The following is an 18,279-nucleotide window of genomic DNA, read 5'->3' on the forward strand; positions in this document are numbered from 1 at the left end:
CCCTGTCTCGCGCCACCCGGGTATCCGCGCCCGCGCCGTGTGGCCGGCCGGGGCGACGGGCGGGGCAACCGCCCGCGACGGGCGGGGGAAGGGGCGTACCAGCGACAATACTTAGCAAATCGGCAAACTGTCTGTTGACGACGGTGTCCGCTGCTGTTAGTTAGCCTTATGGCTAAGCATGACACCGATCTCTCCGCCCTGTTTCACGCGCTCGCGGACCCGACGCGGCGGCAGATTCTCACGCGGCTTGCGGCCGGGCCCGCGCCCGTGAGCGATCTCGCCGAACCCACCGGGCTCCGCCTGCCCACGGTGATGCGGCATCTTTCGGTGCTCGAGGAGGCGGGGTTGATTGCCAGTTCCAAGGACGGGCGCGTGCGCACCTGCGCCATCGTGCCCGAGGCACTTCAGCCGATGCAGGCCTGGCTCGCCGAGCAGCGCCGGATCTGGGAGCAGCGGCTCGACCGGCTCGATGCCTATGTGAAAACCCTGATGGAGGAGAAACCGGAATGACGCCTGCCCCCCACCCCGATCCCGAAATACAGCTCGATCCCGCCACCGACCTGAGCTTCACCCGCACGCTCGCCGCCCCGCGCCGCCTGATCTGGCAGTGCTGGACCGAGCCCCGGCATATCCCGCATTTCTTCGTGCCCGCGCCGCACAAGGTGACATCGGTCGAGATCGACCTGCGCGTCGGCGGCCGCTTCGACACAATCTTCGAGGTCGAGGGCAATCTCATGGAGAACCGCGGCGTCTATCTCGAGGTGGTCCCCGAACAGAAGCTCGTCTTCACCGATGCCTATACCGAAGGCTGGAAGCCCGCGCCCGAGCCGTTCATGACGGCGATCCTGCTGCTGTCCGACGCGCCCGGTGGCGGCACCCTCTACACCGCGATCGCCCGCCACCGCTCGCCCGAGAGCTGCAAGACCCACCAGGACATGGGCTTCTTCGACGGCTGGGGCACGGTCGCGACCCAGCTCGAAGCCTATGCCAAAGGTCTTGCCGCATGAGCGCCCAAAACTGTGCCACGCTCACGTTCGACCGCGACGTGTCCGCGCCGCTGGCGACACTCTGGGCCGCCTGGACCGCGCCGGCCGCGCGCAAGCTCTGGGCGTCGCCCGATAGGGGCGTCACCGTCGAATTCATCGAGGCCGACACGCGCCCGGGCGGGCGCGAGGTCTCGCTGTGCAAGGTCGAGGGCCGGCCCGACGTGACCTGCGAGGTGCGCTGGCTGGCGCTCGAGCCGGAGCGGGTGAGCATCAATTCCGAGCTGATCTCGTGCGACGGCGTCGCGCAATCGGCGGCGCTGGTGACGGCGCGGTTCTCCAGGACCGGAACCGGCAGCCGCATTGCGCTCACGGTGCAGCTGTCGTCGCTCGCCGCGGACATGGAGGCGGGCTACCGGGATGGCTTCGCGGCGGGAATCGCCAATCTCGCCGCGGTTGCCGAGCGAACCATGGTGCTCACCCGGCTGATCGCGGCACCGCGCTCGCTGGTCTGGGGCGCCTGGGTCAATGAAGATGCGCTGCCACGCTGGTGGGGCCCGGACGGATTCTCCTGCCGCACACAACGCATTGATTTGAGAAACGGCGGCGAATGGGTGTTCGACATGATCGGCCCGGACGGCACGGTCTATCCGAACCACCACCTTTACCGCGAGATCAAACCCGAGCGGAGCCTTGCCTACACGCTGCTCTGGGGCGAAAACGGCCCGCCCCATGCCGAGGCCTGGGCGCTGTTCGAGCAGGAAAGCACGGACGGCAAGCCCGTGACCCGCGTCACGCTCGCCATGGTGTTCACCAGCCGCGACGAATACGACACCGCCAAGGGCTTCGGCGCCGTCGAACTCGGCCACCAGACGCTCGGCAAGCTCGCCCGTATCGCCGAAGCCGCTTGACCGAATGTCAGGCGAGCCGCAAGAATGGCTCAGCCGCCTGGGTTGATCACGTAGGACGCGCCGATCAGCAGGGCGCCGGCGGCCATTGTCGCGGAATCCCAGAAGCTCCAGGCGTTTCGTTCGGTCTCGTAGCCGGAGCTGATGATGTCCCAGTATTTGCGGGTAGCGCCGCCCTTTTGCGCGCGTCGCGCCGCCTTCCAGTTGAGCTGGCGCAACAGCTGGTCGCGGGCGGGCGCGAACAGCAAAAGGCCGGAGCCGATCAGCCCGCAGAGATTCTCAGCCGGCAGCCACATCGGACGGCTCCTCCGGCGCACCTCCCTGATCCGGGGCCTCCCCCGGTCCCAGTTCCTCCATCCCCGAGAAAGCCGACATCATGCTGGCGATCTCGGTCGACAGGGACTGGGTGATGGCCCCGCTCATCGCCGAGGCCATCGCGCCCATGATTGCCGGTCCGGGAATGATCGCCGGCCCGGGCACGCCTGCTTCCGTGCCCCCGACGATGGCCGCAAGCTCGCGGTATTGGTCGTGCGCCGAGGAATCGGCCGCTGCCAGCCGGGTCTCGGAGAGCTTGCCGATGGCCCGCACGGTGCGGGCAAGATGGTCCCTGTGCCCATAGGTTGAGGCGGCGGGGGCAAAACTGATGGTCGGCTCCATGCCAAGCGCAGCCGCGTAGCGGCACAGCGTGACGAGGCCGATGTCGCCCTCCCCGTTTTCGATCCGGGACACGGCGGGCTGCGACATCTCGAGTTGCTCGGCCACCTCCGACTGCTTCATGCCCATGTCCTCGCGCAGCCGCTTGAGGTCTTCGCGGATCTTTGCGCAATAGCGCAGATGGGCCTGCTCCTGCTTGAGGGCCTTGGTGAAGTTCGGGGCTTGCGCGCTCACCTTGCGGGTGAACTGGTCCAGGGTCAGTGCGGGTTTGTCGCTCATGCCGTCTCCGGTGTTGCTGGGCCTCAGATGCCCAGTATCCGCTCCGCCCAGCTTTCGTGCTCGCTCCACCGCCGCTTTGCGTCGGGGGCCAGGAACCGCACCGGGCACACACTACGGTCGCTGTCGTCGACCCGGGCCAGAAACCCGGCCTCGCCATCGGCGTCCAGCCGGGCGCGGGGCGGCACCACGTAAAACGCCAGCCTGCCCGCGCCCCTCAAATATTCGCCCTGCCCCTGCGGATTGCCGGCAAAGGCTTCCAGCCGCATGACCAGCCGCGACGCGCCGTGAGGGCGCTTCATTGCATAGGTCGTGAAGGCCCGGTCGAATTCGCCGTCATCCTCGATCACGATCCTGTATGCATCATATGTCATGTAATGCCCCAAAATCAAGGTTAATATAACTTATAAGTTATTCTTACTTAATGTTGCCGGCGCCGACAGGCCTCACCCCCGCGCCCTGAGTATGCAATCGGAGCGGGAGACGCGCAAGCATCTGCACGGCAGCACAATGACTCCGCGGCGGCGGACTGGGGGGACCGTGTGATCTGGGGTTGGCCCCGCGGTGCCGGCGGCTTGGCGACTCAGCCCCGGTTTTCCGCGTCCGCCTCTTGGTCTTCCGGGGGCAGGGCGTGCCGCTGCATCAGCGGCAGTTGCATCAGCGTGAAGACGATCGACAGCGGCATGTTGCCCCAGACCTTGAAGGCGATCCAGAAATCTGTCGAGAAATTGCGCCACACCACCTCGTTGAGCACGGCCATGGCGAGGAAGAACAGGCCCCAGCGGAGCGTGAGCTTGCGCCAGCCCTCGGCGTCGAGCCGGAAGGCCGAATCGAACACATAGCCCAGGAAGGATTTTCCAAAGGCGAGCCCGCCCAGCAGGATCACCCCGAACATGGTGTTGATGATGGTGGGCTTGACCTTGATGAAGGTCTCGTCCTGCAGCCACAGCGTCAGCGCGCCGAACACCAGGACGATCACGCCCGACAGAAGCGGCATGACCGGCAGTGTCCGGGTCAGCATCCATGACACCGTGAGCGCGATCGCGGTGGCGATCATGAAACAGGCCGTGCCCACGAAGATCGGCCCGCCGATATTGGCGAGAAACGGAACGTGGCCGGCGATCCAGTCGCCGCGGGAATTGGCGAAGAAGAACACCAGCAGCGGCCCGAGCTCGAGCACCAGCTTGAGCAGCGGGTTCATGTGCTTGCGCTGCGGATCGTTCGGGTCGGGCTCGAAGATCTGCAGCTCTTCGTCGTCGGGCGCGGGACGGTCGGCCTGCTTGCGGTCGTTCATTTCGGCTCTCCGGCAATCGCCGCTGCAAAGTCGGCCGCCTCGAAGGGTTCGAGATCGTCGATGCCTTCGCCCACGCCGATGAAATAGACCGGCAATTTGTGCCTGGCGGCAATGGCAACCAGGATGCCGCCGCGCGCGGTGCCATCGAGCTTGGTCATCACCAGCCCGTTGACCCCGGCCACGTTCCTGAAGATCTCGACCTGGTTCAGCGCGTTCTGTCCGGTGGTGGCGTCGAGCGTCTGCAGCACGGTGTGCGGTGCATCCGGGTCGAGCTTGCCGATCACGCGCACCACCTTGGCGAGTTCGTCCATCAGCTCGGTGCGGTTCTGCAGCCGGCCGGCCGTGTCGATGATCAGCACGTCGGCGCCGTCCGCGCGCGCGGTCTCGAAGGCCTCGTAGGCAAGCCCCGCCGCATCGGCGCCGAGCTTGGTCGAGACCACTTTCGAGCCGGTGCGCTCGCCCCAGATCTTCAATTGCTCGATCGCGGCGGCGCGGAAGGTGTCGCCGGCGGCGAGCATCACCTTGAGCCCCCCCGCCGACAGCTTGGCGGCGAGCTTGCCGATGGTGGTGGTCTTGCCGGTGCCGTTGACGCCGACCACCAGGATCACATGCGGCTTGTGGCTGAGGTCGAGTTCCAGCGGCTTTGCCACCGGGGTGAGCACGCGGGCGATCTCATCGGCCATCACCTTCTGCACCTCGGCCGGCGAGATGTCGCGGCCATAGCGGCCCGATGCCAGCGCATCGGTCACGCGGAGCGCGGTCTCGACGCCGAGATCGGCCTGCAAGAGCACGTCCTCGAGATCCTGCAGCGTGTCCTCGTCGAGCTTGCGCTTGGTGAAGATGCCGGAAATCTGGCCGGAGAGCTGGCCGGAGGTGCGCGACAGACCCTGGCGCAGCCGCGCCCACCAGCCGGCGCGCACGGCTTCTGCCGGCGCCGGTGCAGCCGCGGCTTCCGCCTCGGACACGGTGTCGCGCACCACCAGCCGGCGCGGCGCGGCCGCGGCTAAGGAAGGCTGCGCGGGCTCTATGGCTGGTCCGGGCTCTGCTTCGGCCTCATCGACGGTCTTTGGGCCAGGCTCCGGCTCGGGCTCTCCCGGTTCCTCTGCGGGTTCGGGGTCCAGCGCGGCAGTGGCGGGTTCCGGCTCCGCTTCGGTGGCGCTCTCGGACGCCTCGGGGACGGCATCGATGCCGGGATCGGCGGCCAGTTCGTCGGGCATCAGGCCTTCGTCAAGCGGCGGTTCGGCTTCGGCAGCTGTCTCTTCGGCCACCAGCGGCTCGCCGGAATGCTCTTCGCCGGCGGGCTCGGGGGTCGTCAGTGCCGCCGCGTCCGGCGCGGTCTCGGGCGTGAACTGCATGGCGCCGTCGGCGGGGAAGCTCTCGGGCTTGTCGTCGTCACCGGTCTCCGCATCCGCCGCTTCGGGGGTAGGCGTGGGCTCGGGCTCGGGCGTCGGCGCAATGCCGGGATCGGCCTGCAGCTCCTCCGGTGGGGCGCCCTCGTCGCGGGCCTCTTCCGCGGCTGCCGGCGCGGCGTCCGTCCGGGCAGCGGTGGTTTCGGACGCGCTTTCGGGGTCCGGCACGGGTGCCCCGGGGGCGGGTGCGCCTGCCTGGTCCGGCGTTTCGGTCTCCGGTGCGGTTTCCGCCGGCCGTCCGAAGGAGAAAACCTTCTTGATGAAGTTGAGCGCCATGCCTGCCTGTCGTCCTTTTCGTGTCCAACCCGGGGGCGCGGGCCTATCCTGTCATGCCTGTCCGTGCGAAGCTGCCCAAGGCCGCCTTGCCCGGTGCCTCGCCCGCCGGTTCGTGAACCAGCTCGCCGGTCAGCCGCTCGCCGTCGCGGCCGGTCACCCGGATCCGGGCCATCTGGCCCCTTGGCGCGTTCGCCGCAACCACGGGGGTGAAATTTTCCGTCCGCGCCACGCCGGAAAACTCGACCAGCACCGAATGGGTTCCGCCGTCGCGGGCCATGGCGTCGAGATGGGCGTCCTGGCTCTGCCGCGCCTTTTGCCTCAGCCGCGCCGCCCGCTCCTTGACGAGCCCGCGGTCGAGCTGCGGCATGCGCGCGGCCGGCGTTCCGGTCCGCGGCGAATAGGGAAACACATGCGTGAACGCTATGCCGCAGTCATCGATGATGTCGAGCGAGCGGGCGAACATCTCCTCGGTCTCGGTCGGAAAACCGGCGATCAGGTCGGCGCCGAAGGCAAAACCGGGGCGCAAGGCCCGCACCGTCTCGCAAAAGCGGATCGCGTCCTCGCGGCTGTGGCGGCGCTTCATGCGTTTCAAGATCATATCGTCGCCATGCTGCAGCGACAGGTGCAGATGCGGCATGAAGCGCGGCTCGTCGGCGATCAGCCCCATCAGCGTCTCGTCGACCTCGACCGAATCGATCGAGGACAGGCGCAGGCGCTCGAGCTCCGGCACCTGGCGCAGGATCGTGGCGGCGAGCGTCCCGAGCGACGGCTTGCCCGGCAGGTCGGCGCCGTAGCTGGTCGCGTCCACGCCGGTGATCACCGCCTCGCGGTAGCCGTTACCCACGAGGCGGGCGATCTGGTCGACCACCGCGCCCATCGGCACCGAGCGCGAATTGCCGCGGCCATGGGGGATCACGCAGAAGGTGCAGCGGTGGTCGCAGCCGTTCTGCACCTGCACGAAGGCGCGGGCATGGCCCTCCACGGCCTCGATCATCTGCGGCGCGGTCTCGCGCACGGCCATGATGTCGTTGACGCGGATCTTCTCGCTTTCCGACACGCCGAAATCGGGCAGCGACCGGTAGCTCTCGGCCCGGCCCTTGCCGTCATTGCCGATCACCGCATCGACCTCCGCCATGGCGGCGAAGGTCTCGGGCTCCACCTGCGCGGCGCAGCCGGAAACGACGATGCGGGCATGCGGATTGTCGCGCCGCGCGCGGCGGATGGTCTGGCGCGCCTGGCGGACCGCGTCGGCGGTCACTGCGCAGGTGTTGACCAGGATCGCGTTGTTGAGGCCCGCGGTTTCCGCGGCCCGGCGCATGGTTTCCGATTCGAAGGTGTTGAGCCGGCAGCCCAGCGTGAGCACGCGCACACCGCTCACGCCGCCACCTCGTCGGCCTGCCACTCGCCGGTTACCGGGTCGACCCGGCCGGAAAATTCCCATTCCGCCGGCCCTGTCATGATCACGTGGTCGTCCTCGCGCCACTCGATCCGGAGCGGCCCGCCCGGCAGCGTGACCGTGACGGTGCGGCCGGTGCGCCCGGTGCGCGCGGCGGAGACGGCCGCCGCGCAGGCGCCCGAGCCGCAGGCGCGCGTCAGGCCCGCGCCGCGCTCCCAGGTTCTCAGATCGAGCGAGGCGTCGCCGGTCACCCGGGCGATCGAGATATTGGCGCGCTCGGGAAAGATCGGATGGTTTTCGAGCAGCGGGCCGAAGCGCTCGAGATCGTAGCTCCAGACATCTTCGGACACCCAGAAGATCGCATGCGGATTGCCCATCGACATCACCGCGGGCGAATGCAGCACCGGTGCCTCGATCGGGCCGATCTGCAGCTCGATCCGGCTGGTGTCGTGAAACTCTTCCGAAAGCGGCACCTTGTCCCAGGCAAATTCCGGCCGGCCCATGTCGACCGAGACCAGCCCGTCCGCATGTTCCTCGGCGGTGAGAATCCCCGCAAGCGTCTTGAAGGTGAAGCTCTTGCGCCCGGTTTCGGCGGCCAGCGCCTGCACCACGCAGCGGGTGCCGTTGCCGCAGGCCTGGGCGCGGGAGCCGTCGCGGTTCAAGATGTCGATGCGGTAGTCCACGCCCTGGGTCTTGCTGTCGTGGATCGCCATGATCTGGTCGAAGCCGGTCCTGTCGCCACGTGCCAGCGCCACCGCGGCCTCGGCGGTCACGGCGTCGGAACGGCCACGCATGTCGATGACGACGATGTCGTTGCCGAGCCCGTTCATCTTGGCGAAGGGAACCATCGATCCCATGCTCATCAACCCTGTTGTGTTCCGGGCCTATATGGCGGAATTTGCGGGCGATTACCAGTGCCGCGCACCTTCGCGCGCCGTCATGGGCGCCACCCGGGCCTCAAGCTGGCGGCGCAAGGCGCGATGGCTTCAGGCCGGCCGGGGCGCGTTCCAGACCTGGCCCGGCTCCATCGGCAGGAACCGTTCGGGCGCCACGCCCTGGCGCGCAAGCTCCGCTTCCAGCACCTCGCGCGGCGCGTCGCGGCCCTCGTTGGTCAGCCGGAACGTGCCCCAATGGTGGCCGAGCGCGTGGCTGGCGCCCGACAGCAGAAAGCCCTCGATCGCCTCGGCCGGGTTCTGGTGCTGGTCCTTCATGAACCAGCGTGGCTCGTAAGCGCCGACCGGCAGGATCGCCAGGCGAAAATCCCCGTGCCGCGCCCGCGCATTGGCGTAGGGCCGGCCCTTGTCGAAGCCGGTGTCGCCGATATGCAGGATCTTGCCGCCCGGGGTCTCGATCACGAAAGCCGCCCACAGCGCCATCGAGCGGTCGTTCATGCCGCGTGCCGACCAGTGGTGGCAGGGCTCGAAATGGATCGTGGCCGGGCCGGAGCGGATCGCCTCGCCCCAGTCGGCGGTCATCACCCGCATCGCCGGCGCCTCCGTCTTGACGATCGCATCATTGCCGAGCGGCGTGATCATCAGCGGGTCATGCGCCTGGGCCAGCCGCTTGAGCGTCGTGACATCGAGATGGTCGTAGTGATTGTGGCTCAGGAGCACGAGATCGACCGGAGGCAGGTCCTGAAACGCAATGCCGGGCGCGGTCACGCGCTTCGGTCCGGCAAAGGCAACGGGGCTCGCGCGGGCCGACCACACCGGGTCGGTCAGGATGTTGAGGCCTGCCGTCTGGATCAGCAGCGTGGCATGGCCCACCATGGTCACAGTCAGCGCGTCGCCCTCCACCCGCTCGGCAGGCTTGGCCGGCGCATGCGCGCTTTTCGCCGTGTCCGGCCATGGCGTGCGGCCGCCGCCGAACTGCCATTTGAGCAGGTCCGAAAAGCCCTTGGGCGCAGAACCGTCGGGGTTGAAGAACCGGGTCCCGTCGAAATGGTCCGATTCCGGACCGGAATAATATGGGTTGTGGGTGCGTGCGTAGGCCATGGCGCTCCCCGTTGCGCCGGCGCCGATCGCGGCGGCAAGGGCTGAGAATTTGAGGAAGGACCGGCGCTGCATGGGGGAGGATATGGGGGGTGGGGCGGCCGGATCAAGGTTCGTCCGGTGTGGCCGCATCACGAAGCGCAGGCCTTTGCCCCGCGGCTCCCTGTCCGCGCCGGCCCGGACAGCGCGGATTTCAGGCGGCGTAGGGCGTCACGGTGACGGCGATGGCGGCAAAGAAGCAGGCCGAGGCCGCGATCACGAAGCCGTGCCAGATCGCGGTCGAAAACCGCATCTTCTTGGCCACATAGAACAGCACGCCCACGGTGTAGAGCAGCCCGCCGGCGACGATCAGCCCGAAGGGCAGTTGCCCCCAGGAACTCCAGATCAGCACCACGCTCATCCAGCCCATGGCGAGATAGAGCGCCGGCCCGAACCTGCCCGGCGTGCTCCAGAACACGAGTTTCAGCGTCATGCCGATGATCGCCATGGCCCAGACGAGGCCCAGCATCACATAGGCGAGCCCGCTGCCGATCATCACCACCAGCGGCGTGTAGGTGCCGGCGATCTTGAGATAGATCGCCGCGTGGTCGATCCGGCGCAGCACCGGCCGGATCTTCGGCCAGGGGGTCATGTGGTAGAAGGCGGAGGCCGCGAAAGTGGCAATCAGGGTCGCCGCATAGACCGCGATCGCCGCGATCTGCCCGGGCGAGGCCACCTCTGCCGCCCACACCAGAAGCACGACAGCCCCCAGCACCGCCGCAGTCAGGCCGATGGCATGCATGCTGCCGTCGGCAACGCGTTCGGATCGTGTGTAGCTGGGATACATGGTCGGCTTTCAAACGTGGGCTGTGAGGGACTGTCGTAGCAGAAGAGGAAGGCGAAGTTGAGTCGCCCGCAGCGGGAATTTCCTGGGATCGGTGTCTGCCGGGCTCACCGAGGAGTAGCGGTCTTACCCGTGCATGCCCCAGTCCCGCACTGGAGTGCTGTCCGGGACTTGGATTCTCGGCATTCTGTATATACATTTGTCTCTACAATAGAGACGGGCTGCGATGCAGATCTCGGGATTTGACCGGGACGAGGGCAACTGGCCCAAATGCGCCTCCAACGGCGTGTCCAAGGGTGAAATCGAGTTCATGCTGCTCAATGAGCCCATGGTCTTGCCGGACCGGTCTCCGATCACGAAGGAAACCCGCTTCAATGCAATCGGACGGACTCAAGACGGCAGATACCTGTTCGTTATCTTCACACTTCGCGGCTCTGAGTCAGCTATGAAACTCAGGCCGATCAGCGCCCGCTACATGCACAGGAAGGAGATTGACCGGTATGAGCAACGTTAGCAACGCGCCGAAGAAGGGCAAGCCGTTCCCGGTGTTCGAGACCGATGCGGATGTCGGGCATTTTGTCGATACCGCCGATCTGTCGGATTACGATCTCTCGGGCTTCAAGCCGATGCGGTTCGAGCTCGAGAAGAAGTCGAAGCAGATCAACCTGCGCATGCCCGCTAGCCTCGTCGACGCCATCAAGGCCCGCGCCAAGGAGCGCAACATCCCCTACCAGCGCCTGATCCGCGAAGCGATCGAGGAGTCGTTGCGGTAGGGGGACTGTCTGCGGGTTTCCCTCTCAGCTCTGAAAGCGTTTGCGTCTTCAGGCGGTGTATCGCGAAGCGCTGGTGAAAATGTTGCCGTCTCGTGTGATGCGAACCCCGTTCCGCTCAAGTCGATATCCAAGGCGTTCCATTATCTGCCGGGTCATGTGGCCAAGCATCTGCTTTATCCGGTCCTCGGCGATCGGATTTCCAAATCTTTCCAAAAGCCCAGGAGAAAGCGGTTCTACGGCTGGTCGCGCGAGATAGGTCGCTGTCTCCATCCGGATGATGTTTTCGCTCTCATTCATGAAGCTCCAGATTGCCTCCCCATTTTCACGCTCATAGGTCGAATTGAATCGACCCGGGATATAGACGTCTGTCATGTTGATGCCTTCCGCTTATGTTGAAACTGCAATAAACTGACATGTTAAATATGACATGTCAATAGAATCCCCACACGCAACGGAGGGGTCGCACCTGTTTGCGAATTGCTTGATTTCCCGCCCGCAAAGGCGCATATATATGCGTATAGTGGAGCCATCCCTATGGAGCGCAACAGTCGGCGGATCATCAAGCTTCTGGAAAAGGACGGGTTTGAGCTGGTCAAGGTGACCGGCTCGCACCACAAATTCAGGAAGAACGGCAAGATCGTGACGGTGCCGCACCCGAAAAAGGACCTGCCGGCCGGAACCGTTCGCGCCATCTACAAACAGGCCGGCTGGCTTGAGTGACAGGAGACAATCCATGCGTCATTATATCGGCGTCGTTCATCAGGACGGAGACAGCGCTTTCGGCGTTCACTTTCCCGATGTGCCGGGTTGCTTCTCGGCGGCCGACAGGCTCGACGATCTTCTCGGCAATGCCAGCGAGGCGCTGGCGCTTCATCTCGAAGGCGAAGAACTGCCGGAGGCGCGCACGCTTGAGGCGGTCCGTGAGGACGCCGATGTGGCCCGCGATCTCCGCGACGGCGCCTTCCTGCTGGCCGTGCCGGTCATCCGCCTGTCTGGCCGCAGCACCAAGGCCAATATCACCATGGATGCCGGGCTGCTGGCGGCGGTTGATGCCACAGCCCGCGCACGCGGCCTGACCCGTTCGTCCTTTCTGGCCGATCTGGCGCGCCGTGAAATCGGCGGGTGAGCGGCCCCAAATCCCCTCAACCTTGACTCCGCGCCCGTTTTCCTGTTTATCCCGCGCAAATCTGCGACGAGCATGACTCCGAGCCGCCGACCGGGACAGTAGCTTTGGTCGCTTGAAACCTTTCTTCAAACCTGCCGGTTTGAAGGGTCAAGCGACAAGCCAGATCCCGGAGGTCCACACCCGACAGCGCGATGCGCCCTCGGGTGCCGTTTGGCTTTGCGCTGTGCACGTCCCATATGGGCTGGAGGCACCTCCAGCGAAAACAGGACGAACTGATGTTTGATACCCTCCAGGACCGGCTTGGCTCCATCCTCAACAGCCTGACCGGGCGCGGTGCGCTCTCGGAAAAGGATGTGGCGGAAGCCATGCGCGAGGTTCGCCGCGCGCTCTTGGAGGCCGATGTCGCGCTCGAAGTGGTGCGCGGCTTCACCGACCGGGTGCGCGAAAAGGCCGTCGGCGCCGAGATCGTCAAGTCGATCAAGCCCGGCCAGATGGTGGTCAAGCTGGTCCATGACGAGCTGGTCGCCCTTCTGGGCGAAGAGGGCGTGCCGATCGATCTCAATGCGAGCGCCCCGGTCGTCATCATGATGGTCGGCCTGCAGGGTTCGGGCAAGACCACCACCACGGCCAAGATCGCCGCGCGGTTCGAAAAGCGCGACCGCAAGAAGGTGCTGATGGCCTCGCTCGACACGCGCCGTCCGGCAGCCCAGGAGCAGCTCAAACAGCTCGGCGAGCAGACCGGCGTTGCGACGCTGCCGATCATCGCCGGCCAGTCGCCCACCGATATCGCCGCCCGCGCCGTGCAGGCGGCCAGGCTCGGCGGCCACGACATCGTCATTCTCGACACCGCCGGCCGGACCCATATCGACGAGCCGCTGATGGTCGAGATGGCCGATATCCGCAAGCGCGCCAATCCGCACGAGATCCTGCTCGTGGCCGACGCGCTCACCGGTCAGGACGCGGTCAATCTCGCGCGCAATTTCGACGAGCGCGTCGGCATCACCGGCCTCGTGCTCACCCGCATGGACGGCGATGGCCGCGGCGGTGCGGCGCTGTCGATGCGCGCGGTCACCGGCAAGCCGATCAAGCTGATCGGTACCGGCGAAAAGATGGACGCGCTCGAGGAGTTCCATCCCCGCCGCGTCGCCGACCGCATCCTCGGCATGGGCGACATCGTCAGCCTGGTGGAAAAGGCGGCTGAGAATTTCGACGCCGAAAAGGCGCAGACCATGGCCGCCCGCATGAAGTCGGGCAAGTTCGACCTTAACGACATGGCCGAGCAGCTGCGCCAGATGCAGAAGCTCGGCGGCATGGGCGGGATCATGGGCATGATGCCGGGCATGGGCAAGATGAAGGACCAGATGGCCGCCGCCGGCATCGACGACAAGACCTTCGCGCGCCAGCTCGCCATCATCGGCTCGATGACCAAGGCCGAGCGCGCCAATCCCGATCTGCTCAAGCATTCGCGCAAGAAGCGCATCGCCGCCGGCTCCGGCACCGATGCCGCCGCGATCAACAAGCTTTTGAAGCAGCACCGGCAGATGGCCGACATGATGAAGGCCATGGGCGGCAAGGGCAAGGGTTCGGGCATGATGCGCGCGGCCATGGGCGGGCTCGCCTCGAAGATGGGGCTTGGCGGCGGCATGATGCCGGGCGGCATGCCGGATCTGTCGAAGATGGACCCCAAGCAGCTCGAAGCGCTCCAGAAACAGGCGGAAGCCGCAGGCCTCGGCAAGGCCCCGGGGCTGGGCGGCCTGCAGGGTGGATTGCCGGGCGGCCTGCCGGGTTTGGGCGGTCCGAAACTTCCCGGTCTCGGCGGCCTTCCCGGCCTGCCCAAGAAGAAGTGAGCGTCAGACCATGACCAATGACGAGGCCTTGGCCAAACTTCACGAAATGCGCCGCTCGATCGACAATTTCGATGCGGCGCTGATCCACATCCTGGCCGAACGGTTCCGGGTCACCAAGGCCGTGGGCGCGCTCAAGGCCTCGGCCGACCTGCCGCCCTCGGACCCGGCGCGCGAGGCCGAGCAGGTCGCCCGGCTGCGCGATCTCGCCAAATCCGCCGATCTCGATCCGGATTTCGCCGAGAAATTCCTCGAATTCGTCATCCGCGAGGTCATCCAGCATCACAAGCAGGCGGCCGCGCAGTAATCACCACCCCCATCTGGCGCTTGCCGGCGCCCGACACAGACCAACCAGACAGTCAGCAGAACTGCATTACCGAAGGAAAATGACATGGCACTGAAAATTCGTCTCGCCCGCGGCGGCTCCAAGAAGCGTCCCTACTACCACGTGGTCGTCGCCGATGTGCGTTCGCCCCGCGACGGTCGCTTCATCGAGCGTCTCGGCCACTGGAACCCGATGCTGGCCAAGGACGACGAAGGCCGCATCAGCCTCAACCAGGAGCGCATCCAGCACTGGCTCGACAACGGCGCGCTGCCGACCGACCGCGTCGCCCGCTTCATGGCCGATGCCGGCATGATGACCCGCGAAGCCCGCAACAACCCCAACAAGGCCAAGCCTGGCAAGAAGGCCCAGGAACGCCTGGCCGAGAAGAAGCAGAAGGAAGAGGATGCAGCAGCCGCTGCCGCCGAAGCCGCTGCAGCACCGGCCGAAGAAGCCGCCGCGGAATAAGTTCCCTTCGTCTTCATGGCGAATTAGACTGCGGGCGGCGGAATGCCGCCCGTTTTATATTGATGAGCATCCGGAGAGACCCATGACCAAGCCCGTGCATCCCATTCTCGTCGGCGTCATCGGCGCGGCGCAGGGGCTTCGCGGCGAGGTGCGGGTCAAGCCGTTCACCGGCGATCCGCTGGCGCTCGCCGATTACGGCGCGCTCTATGCCAGCGACGGCCGCCGCTTCGAGGTGCTCGATCACCGCTTCGCCAAGACCGTGGTGATCATCCGTTTCCGCGGCATCAACGACCGCACCGCGGCCGAGGCGCTCAAGGGGCTCGAACTCTATATCGACCGCTCCAGCCTGCCCGACGAGGAACTCGAGGAAGACGAGTATTTCCATGCCGATCTCGAGGGGCTCGAGGCCTGGGACGCCGAAGGCCGCTGCTGGGGGCGGGTCACCGGCGTGCTCGATTTCGGCGGCGGCGACCTTCTCGAACTGCGCGAGGAGGGCGGCAAGCCGGTAGTGATCCCCTTCACCCGCGCCGCCGTGCCCTCTGTCGACCTTGCCGCGGGGCGGATCCTGGTCGATCCGCTGGCCGCCGGCCTGATCGACGGCGAGGACGATGACGGGGGCGAGGCGGAGGAGGGAGACCCCGCCCGATGAGCTTCCGCGCCACGGTGCTCACGCTCTATCCGGAGATGTTTCCCGGCCATCTCGGCCAGTCGCTCGCCGGCCGGGCGCTCGAGCGCGGCGACGCGGCGATCGAGCCCGTCAACATCCGCGATTTTGCCACCGACCGGCACCGCTCGGTCGACGACACGCCCGCCGGCGGCGGCGCCGGCATGGTTCTGAGGCCCGACATTCTCGCAACGGCGATCGATGCCGTGAGCCCCGTCGGCGATCCGCGGCCGCGGCTCCTGATGAGCCCGCGCGGCCGCCCGCTCACCCAGGCCCGGGTGCGCGCGCTCGCCGAAGGTCCGGGCGCGGTGATCGTCTGCGGCCGGTTCGAAGGCGTCGACCAGCGGGTGATCGACGCGCGCGATCTCGAAGAGGTCTCGATCGGCGATTACGTGCTCTCCGGGGGCGAACCCGCGGCGCTGATCCTGCTCGATGCCGTGATCCGGGTGCTGCCCGGCGTCATGGGCAATGCCCAGTCGGGCACCCATGAAAGCTTCGAGGACGGGCTTCTCGAACACCCGCACTACACCCGGCCGCAGCTGTTCGAAGGGCGCGCCATACCCGAAGTATTGACCTCGGGGAACCACAAGGCGATCGAGGATTGGCGGGCGGCACAGTCGCTCGCGCTCACCCGCGCCCGCCGGCCCGACCTTCTCCCCGGGGACAAACCCGACCGGACCGCCGCGCGTCAGCCGGCGAAATAATACCAGCTCAGCGCCAGCCCGACCGCGATCACCGCGGTGCGGATCAGCCATTGCGGCGCCCGCCGCGCCGCCCACACGCCGGTATGGCCGCCGATCGCGCCGGCCGGGATCATGATCACCGCCGGCAGCCAGGCCACCACCCCGCCGCTCGAAAACACCAGGATCGCCACCAGCGCGATCACCACGGCGGTCAGGTTCTTGATGGCGTTGAGCTTGTGGTAGTCGCCGCCCTTGGTCAGCCCCAGCACGGCGAGCATCATGATGCCCATGCCGGCGCCGAAAAAGCCGCCATAGATCGAGGTCACGAACTGCGCCGCAAGTCCGAGCTTGGACATCTCGTGTTCGGGCGGCAGCGCCTTCGGCCGCAGATAGGGGCCTGCGGCGAAGATCACGGTGGCGCCCAGCAGCAGCCACGGCACCAGCGAGCGGAAGGCGGGATTGGACATCGACACCAGGATCAGCGAGCCCGCAAGCGCGCCCACGAAGGACAGCGCGGCGATCGTCCAGACCTCGCGGCCGGCATGGGCGAGCTCCTTGCGATAGGCGAGCGCCGAGGTGATGTAGCCCGGAAGCTGGGTGACCGCGGAGGTGGCGTTGGCCATGATCGGCGGGATGCCGATCAGCGTCATCGCCCCGAAGGTCAGGAAGGTGCCGCCGCCGGCAATGGCATTGACCAGGCTCGACAGGAAGCCGGCGGAAAACAGCAGCAGCATCTCGGGGAAAGACATCAGGGCACCGTCCGGCTTGAGGAACCGGGGTTTTGTCCCGGGCTTTCGGCCCGTGGTTTAAGCATCGCCCGGCCATCGCCGCAATGGCGGCCACAATTTTGTTGCGGCGGGCGTGACAAATCCGCGGCGATGGTGTATCGCACCGCCCATTCGGCAAAGTCCGAGAGCCGGATTCCGGCGCCTGCCAAACAATGAATGGTGAACCCGCTCCTGCCTTCACCGGCATAGCCCAGAGGACCGGCCCCGAAACGGGGCGCTCCAAAGCGGCGAGTTGAGAGCGCTCTGACCGTTTGAGAAGAACGAAAGGTCGAGGACCATGAACATTATTGCCCAGCTGGATGCCGAACAGGTAGCCAAGATCGAAGCCACCCGCAAACTGCCCGAATTCTCCGCCGGCGATACGCTGCGCGTGCAGGTTCGCGTAACGGAAGGCAAGCGCACCCGTCTGCAGGCCTTCGAAGGCGTCTGCATCGCCCGCTCCGGTGCCGGCCTCAACGAAAGCTTCACCGTCCGCAAGATCTCCTACGGCGAAGGCGTGGAACGCGTGTTCCCGATCTACTCGCCGCTGGTCGAGGCCGTCGAAGTGGTCCGCCGCGGCCGCGTCCGCCGCGCCAAGCTCTACTACATGCGCGACCGTCGCGGTAAGTCGGCCCGTATCGTCGAGAACACCGGCACCCGCGCCCGCAAGCTCAACGATGCCGAGCGCCAGGCGCTTGCCGCCGAGAAGGCCCGCATCGAGGCCGAGAAGATCGCAGCCGCCGAGGCTCTGGCCGCCGAAAAGGCAGCAGCAGAAGCCGCCGAAGCCGCAGCCGCAAAGGCAGCAGCGGATGCGGCAGCCGCCGAAGAAGGCAAGAGCGAATAAGCTCTGCCTGCCGCCGGCCCGGTCCGGCGGCGACTTGACAGGAAAATTGTCCTGATTCATTCGTGACAACGTCGCCGGGTCCCACCCGGCGACGACTGATTCGGAGAGTGTCATGAAGAACGAGAGCAAGCTCGGGATTTACGACCTCAGCGGACCGGCGGTCGAAAGATTGCGGCGCGTGGTCGATGACAATCATGCCGAGACCGCCGATGAAGCGGTGGCCATGGCCAATTTCGACGGGTTTTCCGACTCGCTGTATCGGACCCAGCGAGCTTTCCTGGGCTCGAAAAAGCTGGCCGAGTAGCCCTTGACGGATCCCTTTCGCGTCCGGGTCCTCAAACGCAGTCCGCTTTTCCATCACATTGCCCAAAGACAGCTTGCAAACTTTCCCGAGCTGAGCGTTGACGCGCCTTTCGCGGCGGATGCGCCGCTGCAATTGGCTCAAGCCTCTTTTCTGCTGAATGACGCCTTCAAGGCCCGGCGCAATCAGACGTCCTTGACCGACGACTGCAAGAAGGCGGCGATCTCGGCGGTCGCGGTGATGAGCCTGCGCCCCTTCGCCATCGTCGAACCCGACGATGTCCGGTCGAACGCCGTCTATTTCGCGAACCCGTTCTACGCCTTCGCGGTCGCCAATTCCTGGCTGTCCTCACGCAACCTGGTGGAGCACTACCCGTTCGACTACCTTCGGCGCTTCTACATTTCGCTGATGCGGATCCGCATGCCCTCGCTGATGCCGTTCATCGAGACGATCAATGCCGGCGGCAACTATCGGGAA

General features: G+C 66.3%; 26 protein-coding genes. 15 read left to right on the forward strand and 11 right to left on the reverse strand.

Features of this window, described 5'->3' with window-relative positions; all coding sequences use genetic code 11:
* Nucleotides 1-168 precede the first annotated feature (168 nt).
* From AWJ14_RS03295 to AWJ14_RS03305, 3 genes are read left to right on the forward strand one after another with little or no spacing between them, the layout of a single operon-like run.
* Nucleotides 169-510, forward strand: coding sequence for an ArsR/SmtB family transcription factor (locus AWJ14_RS03295; protein WP_083219983.1), 342 nt, complete (start codon nt 169-171; stop codon nt 508-510).
* The gene (locus AWJ14_RS03300) at nt 507-1,007 is read left to right on the forward strand and encodes an SRPBCC family protein (RefSeq protein WP_210183490.1); all 501 of its coding nucleotides are present in this window, start codon (nt 507-509) and stop codon (nt 1,005-1,007) included. The genes AWJ14_RS03295 and AWJ14_RS03300 overlap by 4 nt, the downstream gene beginning before the upstream one ends.
* Nucleotides 1,004-1,894 carry an SRPBCC domain-containing protein gene (locus AWJ14_RS03305; RefSeq protein WP_066174973.1) on the forward strand — a complete coding sequence of 297 codons (891 nt, stop codon included), beginning with the start codon at nt 1,004-1,006 and terminating at the stop codon, nt 1,892-1,894. Before AWJ14_RS03300 ends, AWJ14_RS03305 begins: the two co-directional genes overlap by 4 nt.
* A gap of 29 nt (nt 1,895-1,923) precedes the next feature.
* On the opposite strand, the gene AWJ14_RS03310 is transcribed toward AWJ14_RS03305, so the two are convergent.
* The 9 genes from AWJ14_RS03310 to trhA form a co-directional block, all read right to left on the reverse strand.
* On the reverse strand, nt 1,924-2,187 hold the full coding sequence (locus AWJ14_RS03310) for a hypothetical protein (RefSeq protein WP_066174977.1): 264 nt from the start codon (nt 2,185-2,187) through the stop codon (nt 1,924-1,926).
* On the reverse strand, nt 2,171-2,824 hold the full coding sequence (locus AWJ14_RS03315) for a helix-turn-helix domain-containing protein (protein WP_066174979.1): 654 nt from the start codon (nt 2,822-2,824) through the stop codon (nt 2,171-2,173). The genes AWJ14_RS03310 and AWJ14_RS03315 overlap by 17 nt, the downstream gene beginning before the upstream one ends.
* A gap of 23 nt (nt 2,825-2,847) precedes the next feature.
* Nucleotides 2,848-3,195, reverse strand: a complete 348-nt coding sequence (locus AWJ14_RS03320) for a hypothetical protein (RefSeq protein ID WP_066174981.1) — start codon at nt 3,193-3,195, stop codon at nt 2,848-2,850.
* 209 nt (nt 3,196-3,404) lie between these two features.
* Nucleotides 3,405-4,115: a septation protein A gene (locus AWJ14_RS03325; protein ID WP_066174982.1), complete on the reverse strand. Its 711-nt coding sequence runs from the start codon at nt 4,113-4,115 to the stop codon at nt 3,405-3,407.
* On the reverse strand, nt 4,112-5,800 hold the full coding sequence (gene ftsY, locus AWJ14_RS03330) for a signal recognition particle-docking protein FtsY (protein ID WP_066174984.1): 1,689 nt from the start codon (nt 5,798-5,800) through the stop codon (nt 4,112-4,114). Before ftsY ends, AWJ14_RS03325 begins: the two co-directional genes overlap by 4 nt.
* Before the next feature lie 43 nt (nt 5,801-5,843).
* Nucleotides 5,844-7,178 (reverse strand): tRNA (N(6)-L-threonylcarbamoyladenosine(37)-C(2))-methylthiotransferase MtaB, encoded by a 1,335-nt coding sequence (gene mtaB / locus AWJ14_RS03335; RefSeq protein ID WP_083219984.1) that lies wholly within the window; start codon nt 7,176-7,178, stop codon nt 5,844-5,846.
* The gene (gene dapF, locus AWJ14_RS03340; RefSeq protein ID WP_066175197.1) at nt 7,175-8,053 is read right to left on the reverse strand and encodes a diaminopimelate epimerase; all 879 of its coding nucleotides are present in this window, start codon (nt 8,051-8,053) and stop codon (nt 7,175-7,177) included. The genes mtaB and dapF overlap by 4 nt, the downstream gene beginning before the upstream one ends.
* A 129-nt stretch (nt 8,054-8,182) precedes the next feature.
* On the reverse strand, nt 8,183-9,262 hold the full coding sequence (locus AWJ14_RS03345; protein WP_083219985.1) for an MBL fold metallo-hydrolase: 1,080 nt from the start codon (nt 9,260-9,262) through the stop codon (nt 8,183-8,185).
* A 118-nt stretch (nt 9,263-9,380) separates the two neighbouring features.
* A complete protein-coding gene (gene trhA / locus AWJ14_RS03350) occupies nt 9,381-10,013 on the reverse strand; it encodes a PAQR family membrane homeostasis protein TrhA (RefSeq protein WP_066174988.1) in 633 nt (210 codons plus the stop codon).
* Nucleotides 10,014-10,236: 223 nt separating this feature from the next.
* Here trhA and AWJ14_RS03355 point away from each other — a divergent pair, with 223 nt between their 5' ends.
* Nucleotides 10,237-10,524, forward strand: a complete 288-nt coding sequence (locus AWJ14_RS03355) for a BrnT family toxin (protein ID WP_066174990.1) — start codon at nt 10,237-10,239, stop codon at nt 10,522-10,524.
* Nucleotides 10,511-10,783: a BrnA antitoxin family protein gene (locus tag AWJ14_RS03360; protein ID WP_066174994.1), complete on the forward strand. Its 273-nt coding sequence runs from the start codon at nt 10,511-10,513 to the stop codon at nt 10,781-10,783. The genes AWJ14_RS03355 and AWJ14_RS03360 overlap by 14 nt, the downstream gene beginning before the upstream one ends.
* A 48-nt stretch (nt 10,784-10,831) precedes the next feature.
* On the opposite strand, the gene AWJ14_RS03365 is transcribed toward AWJ14_RS03360, so the two are convergent.
* Complete coding sequence (locus tag AWJ14_RS03365) at nt 10,832-11,155, reverse strand: hypothetical protein (protein WP_066174996.1); 324 nt, start codon at nt 11,153-11,155, stop codon at nt 10,832-10,834.
* 162 nt (nt 11,156-11,317) lie between these two features.
* On the opposite strand from AWJ14_RS03365, the gene AWJ14_RS03370 reads away from it, so the two are divergent.
* From AWJ14_RS03370 to trmD, 7 genes are all read left to right on the forward strand, one after another.
* Nucleotides 11,318-11,503 (forward strand): type II toxin-antitoxin system HicA family toxin, encoded by a 186-nt coding sequence (locus AWJ14_RS03370; RefSeq protein WP_066174999.1) that lies wholly within the window; start codon nt 11,318-11,320, stop codon nt 11,501-11,503.
* A gap of 13 nt (nt 11,504-11,516) precedes the next feature.
* Nucleotides 11,517-11,909, forward strand: coding sequence for a type II toxin-antitoxin system HicB family antitoxin (locus AWJ14_RS03375; protein WP_066175001.1), 393 nt, complete (start codon nt 11,517-11,519; stop codon nt 11,907-11,909).
* A 275-nt stretch (nt 11,910-12,184) separates the two neighbouring features.
* A complete protein-coding gene (gene ffh, locus AWJ14_RS03380; protein WP_066175003.1) occupies nt 12,185-13,756 on the forward strand; it encodes a signal recognition particle protein in 1,572 nt (523 codons plus the stop codon).
* Nucleotides 13,757-13,766: 10 nt separating this feature from the next.
* Nucleotides 13,767-14,060, forward strand: coding sequence for a chorismate mutase (locus AWJ14_RS03385; RefSeq protein WP_066175005.1), 294 nt, complete (start codon nt 13,767-13,769; stop codon nt 14,058-14,060).
* 84 nt (nt 14,061-14,144) lie between these two features.
* On the forward strand, nt 14,145-14,543 hold the full coding sequence (rpsP, locus tag AWJ14_RS03390; protein WP_066175008.1) for a 30S ribosomal protein S16: 399 nt from the start codon (nt 14,145-14,147) through the stop codon (nt 14,541-14,543).
* An 82-nt stretch (nt 14,544-14,625) separates the two neighbouring features.
* Nucleotides 14,626-15,192, forward strand: coding sequence for a ribosome maturation factor RimM (gene rimM / locus AWJ14_RS03395; protein ID WP_066175012.1), 567 nt, complete (start codon nt 14,626-14,628; stop codon nt 15,190-15,192).
* Nucleotides 15,189-15,911 (forward strand): tRNA (guanosine(37)-N1)-methyltransferase TrmD, encoded by a 723-nt coding sequence (gene trmD / locus AWJ14_RS03400; RefSeq protein WP_066175014.1) that lies wholly within the window; start codon nt 15,189-15,191, stop codon nt 15,909-15,911. Before rimM ends, trmD begins: the two co-directional genes overlap by 4 nt.
* Here the strand turns inward: trmD and AWJ14_RS03405 are convergent.
* Nucleotides 15,896-16,639 carry a sulfite exporter TauE/SafE family protein gene (locus tag AWJ14_RS03405; protein WP_066175016.1) on the reverse strand — a complete coding sequence of 248 codons (744 nt, stop codon included), beginning with the start codon at nt 16,637-16,639 and terminating at the stop codon, nt 15,896-15,898. The two genes, trmD and AWJ14_RS03405, sit on opposite strands and share 16 nt — an antisense overlap.
* A gap of 316 nt (nt 16,640-16,955) precedes the next feature.
* On the opposite strand from AWJ14_RS03405, the gene rplS reads away from it, so the two are divergent.
* The 3 genes from rplS to AWJ14_RS03420 all read left to right on the forward strand — a co-directional run.
* A complete protein-coding gene (rplS, locus tag AWJ14_RS03410; protein ID WP_066175018.1) occupies nt 16,956-17,501 on the forward strand; it encodes a 50S ribosomal protein L19 in 546 nt (181 codons plus the stop codon).
* Between the two features lie 112 nt (nt 17,502-17,613).
* A complete protein-coding gene (locus AWJ14_RS03415; RefSeq protein ID WP_066175020.1) occupies nt 17,614-17,805 on the forward strand; it encodes a hypothetical protein in 192 nt (63 codons plus the stop codon).
* Nucleotides 17,806-17,997: 192 nt separating this feature from the next.
* The coding region (locus tag AWJ14_RS03420; RefSeq protein ID WP_171904809.1) for a hypothetical protein at nt 17,998-18,279 on the forward strand (282 nt) is incomplete at its 3' end.

It is taken from the genome of Parahoeflea olei (assembly GCF_001703635.1).
GTDB classification, from domain to species: Bacteria; Pseudomonadota; Alphaproteobacteria; order Rhizobiales; family Rhizobiaceae; genus Hoeflea; species Hoeflea olei.

What these genes read in the sequence shown, in the direction of transcription:
- AWJ14_RS03295 (WP_083219983.1), top strand. Translation starts at nt 169, where the DNA reads ATGGCTAAGCATGACACCGATCTCTCCGCCCTGTTTCACGCGCTCGCG.
- AWJ14_RS03300 (WP_210183490.1), top strand. Translation starts at nt 507, where the DNA reads ATGACGCCTGCCCCCCACCCCGATCCCGAAATACAGCTCGATCCCGCC.
- AWJ14_RS03305 (WP_066174973.1), top strand. Translation starts at nt 1,004, where the DNA reads ATGAGCGCCCAAAACTGTGCCACGCTCACGTTCGACCGCGACGTGTCC.
- AWJ14_RS03310 (WP_066174977.1), bottom strand. Translation starts at nt 2,187, where the DNA reads ATGTGGCTGCCGGCTGAGAATCTCTGCGGGCTGATCGGCTCCGGCCTT.
- AWJ14_RS03315 (WP_066174979.1), bottom strand. Translation starts at nt 2,824, where the DNA reads ATGAGCGACAAACCCGCACTGACCCTGGACCAGTTCACCCGCAAGGTG.
- AWJ14_RS03320 (WP_066174981.1), bottom strand. Translation starts at nt 3,195, where the DNA reads ATGACATATGATGCATACAGGATCGTGATCGAGGATGACGGCGAATTC.
- AWJ14_RS03325 (WP_066174982.1), bottom strand. Translation starts at nt 4,115, where the DNA reads ATGAACGACCGCAAGCAGGCCGACCGTCCCGCGCCCGACGACGAAGAG.
- ftsY (WP_066174984.1), bottom strand. Translation starts at nt 5,800, where the DNA reads ATGGCGCTCAACTTCATCAAGAAGGTTTTCTCCTTCGGACGGCCGGCG.
- dapF (WP_066175197.1), bottom strand. Translation starts at nt 8,053, where the DNA reads ATGGGATCGATGGTTCCCTTCGCCAAGATGAACGGGCTCGGCAACGAC.
- AWJ14_RS03345 (WP_083219985.1), bottom strand. Translation starts at nt 9,262, where the DNA reads ATGCAGCGCCGGTCCTTCCTCAAATTCTCAGCCCTTGCCGCCGCGATC.
- trhA (WP_066174988.1), bottom strand. Translation starts at nt 10,013, where the DNA reads ATGTATCCCAGCTACACACGATCCGAACGCGTTGCCGACGGCAGCATG.
- AWJ14_RS03355 (WP_066174990.1), top strand. Translation starts at nt 10,237, where the DNA reads ATGCAGATCTCGGGATTTGACCGGGACGAGGGCAACTGGCCCAAATGC.
- AWJ14_RS03360 (WP_066174994.1), top strand. Translation starts at nt 10,511, where the DNA reads ATGAGCAACGTTAGCAACGCGCCGAAGAAGGGCAAGCCGTTCCCGGTG.
- AWJ14_RS03365 (WP_066174996.1), bottom strand. Translation starts at nt 11,155, where the DNA reads ATGACAGACGTCTATATCCCGGGTCGATTCAATTCGACCTATGAGCGT.
- AWJ14_RS03370 (WP_066174999.1), top strand. Translation starts at nt 11,318, where the DNA reads ATGGAGCGCAACAGTCGGCGGATCATCAAGCTTCTGGAAAAGGACGGG.
- AWJ14_RS03375 (WP_066175001.1), top strand. Translation starts at nt 11,517, where the DNA reads ATGCGTCATTATATCGGCGTCGTTCATCAGGACGGAGACAGCGCTTTC.
- ffh (WP_066175003.1), top strand. Translation starts at nt 12,185, where the DNA reads ATGTTTGATACCCTCCAGGACCGGCTTGGCTCCATCCTCAACAGCCTG.
- AWJ14_RS03385 (WP_066175005.1), top strand. Translation starts at nt 13,767, where the DNA reads ATGACCAATGACGAGGCCTTGGCCAAACTTCACGAAATGCGCCGCTCG.
- rpsP (WP_066175008.1), top strand. Translation starts at nt 14,145, where the DNA reads ATGGCACTGAAAATTCGTCTCGCCCGCGGCGGCTCCAAGAAGCGTCCC.
- rimM (WP_066175012.1), top strand. Translation starts at nt 14,626, where the DNA reads ATGACCAAGCCCGTGCATCCCATTCTCGTCGGCGTCATCGGCGCGGCG.
- trmD (WP_066175014.1), top strand. Translation starts at nt 15,189, where the DNA reads ATGAGCTTCCGCGCCACGGTGCTCACGCTCTATCCGGAGATGTTTCCC.
- AWJ14_RS03405 (WP_066175016.1), bottom strand. Translation starts at nt 16,639, where the DNA reads ATGTCTTTCCCCGAGATGCTGCTGCTGTTTTCCGCCGGCTTCCTGTCG.
- rplS (WP_066175018.1), top strand. Translation starts at nt 16,956, where the DNA reads ATGAACATTATTGCCCAGCTGGATGCCGAACAGGTAGCCAAGATCGAA.
- AWJ14_RS03415 (WP_066175020.1), top strand. Translation starts at nt 17,614, where the DNA reads ATGAAGAACGAGAGCAAGCTCGGGATTTACGACCTCAGCGGACCGGCG.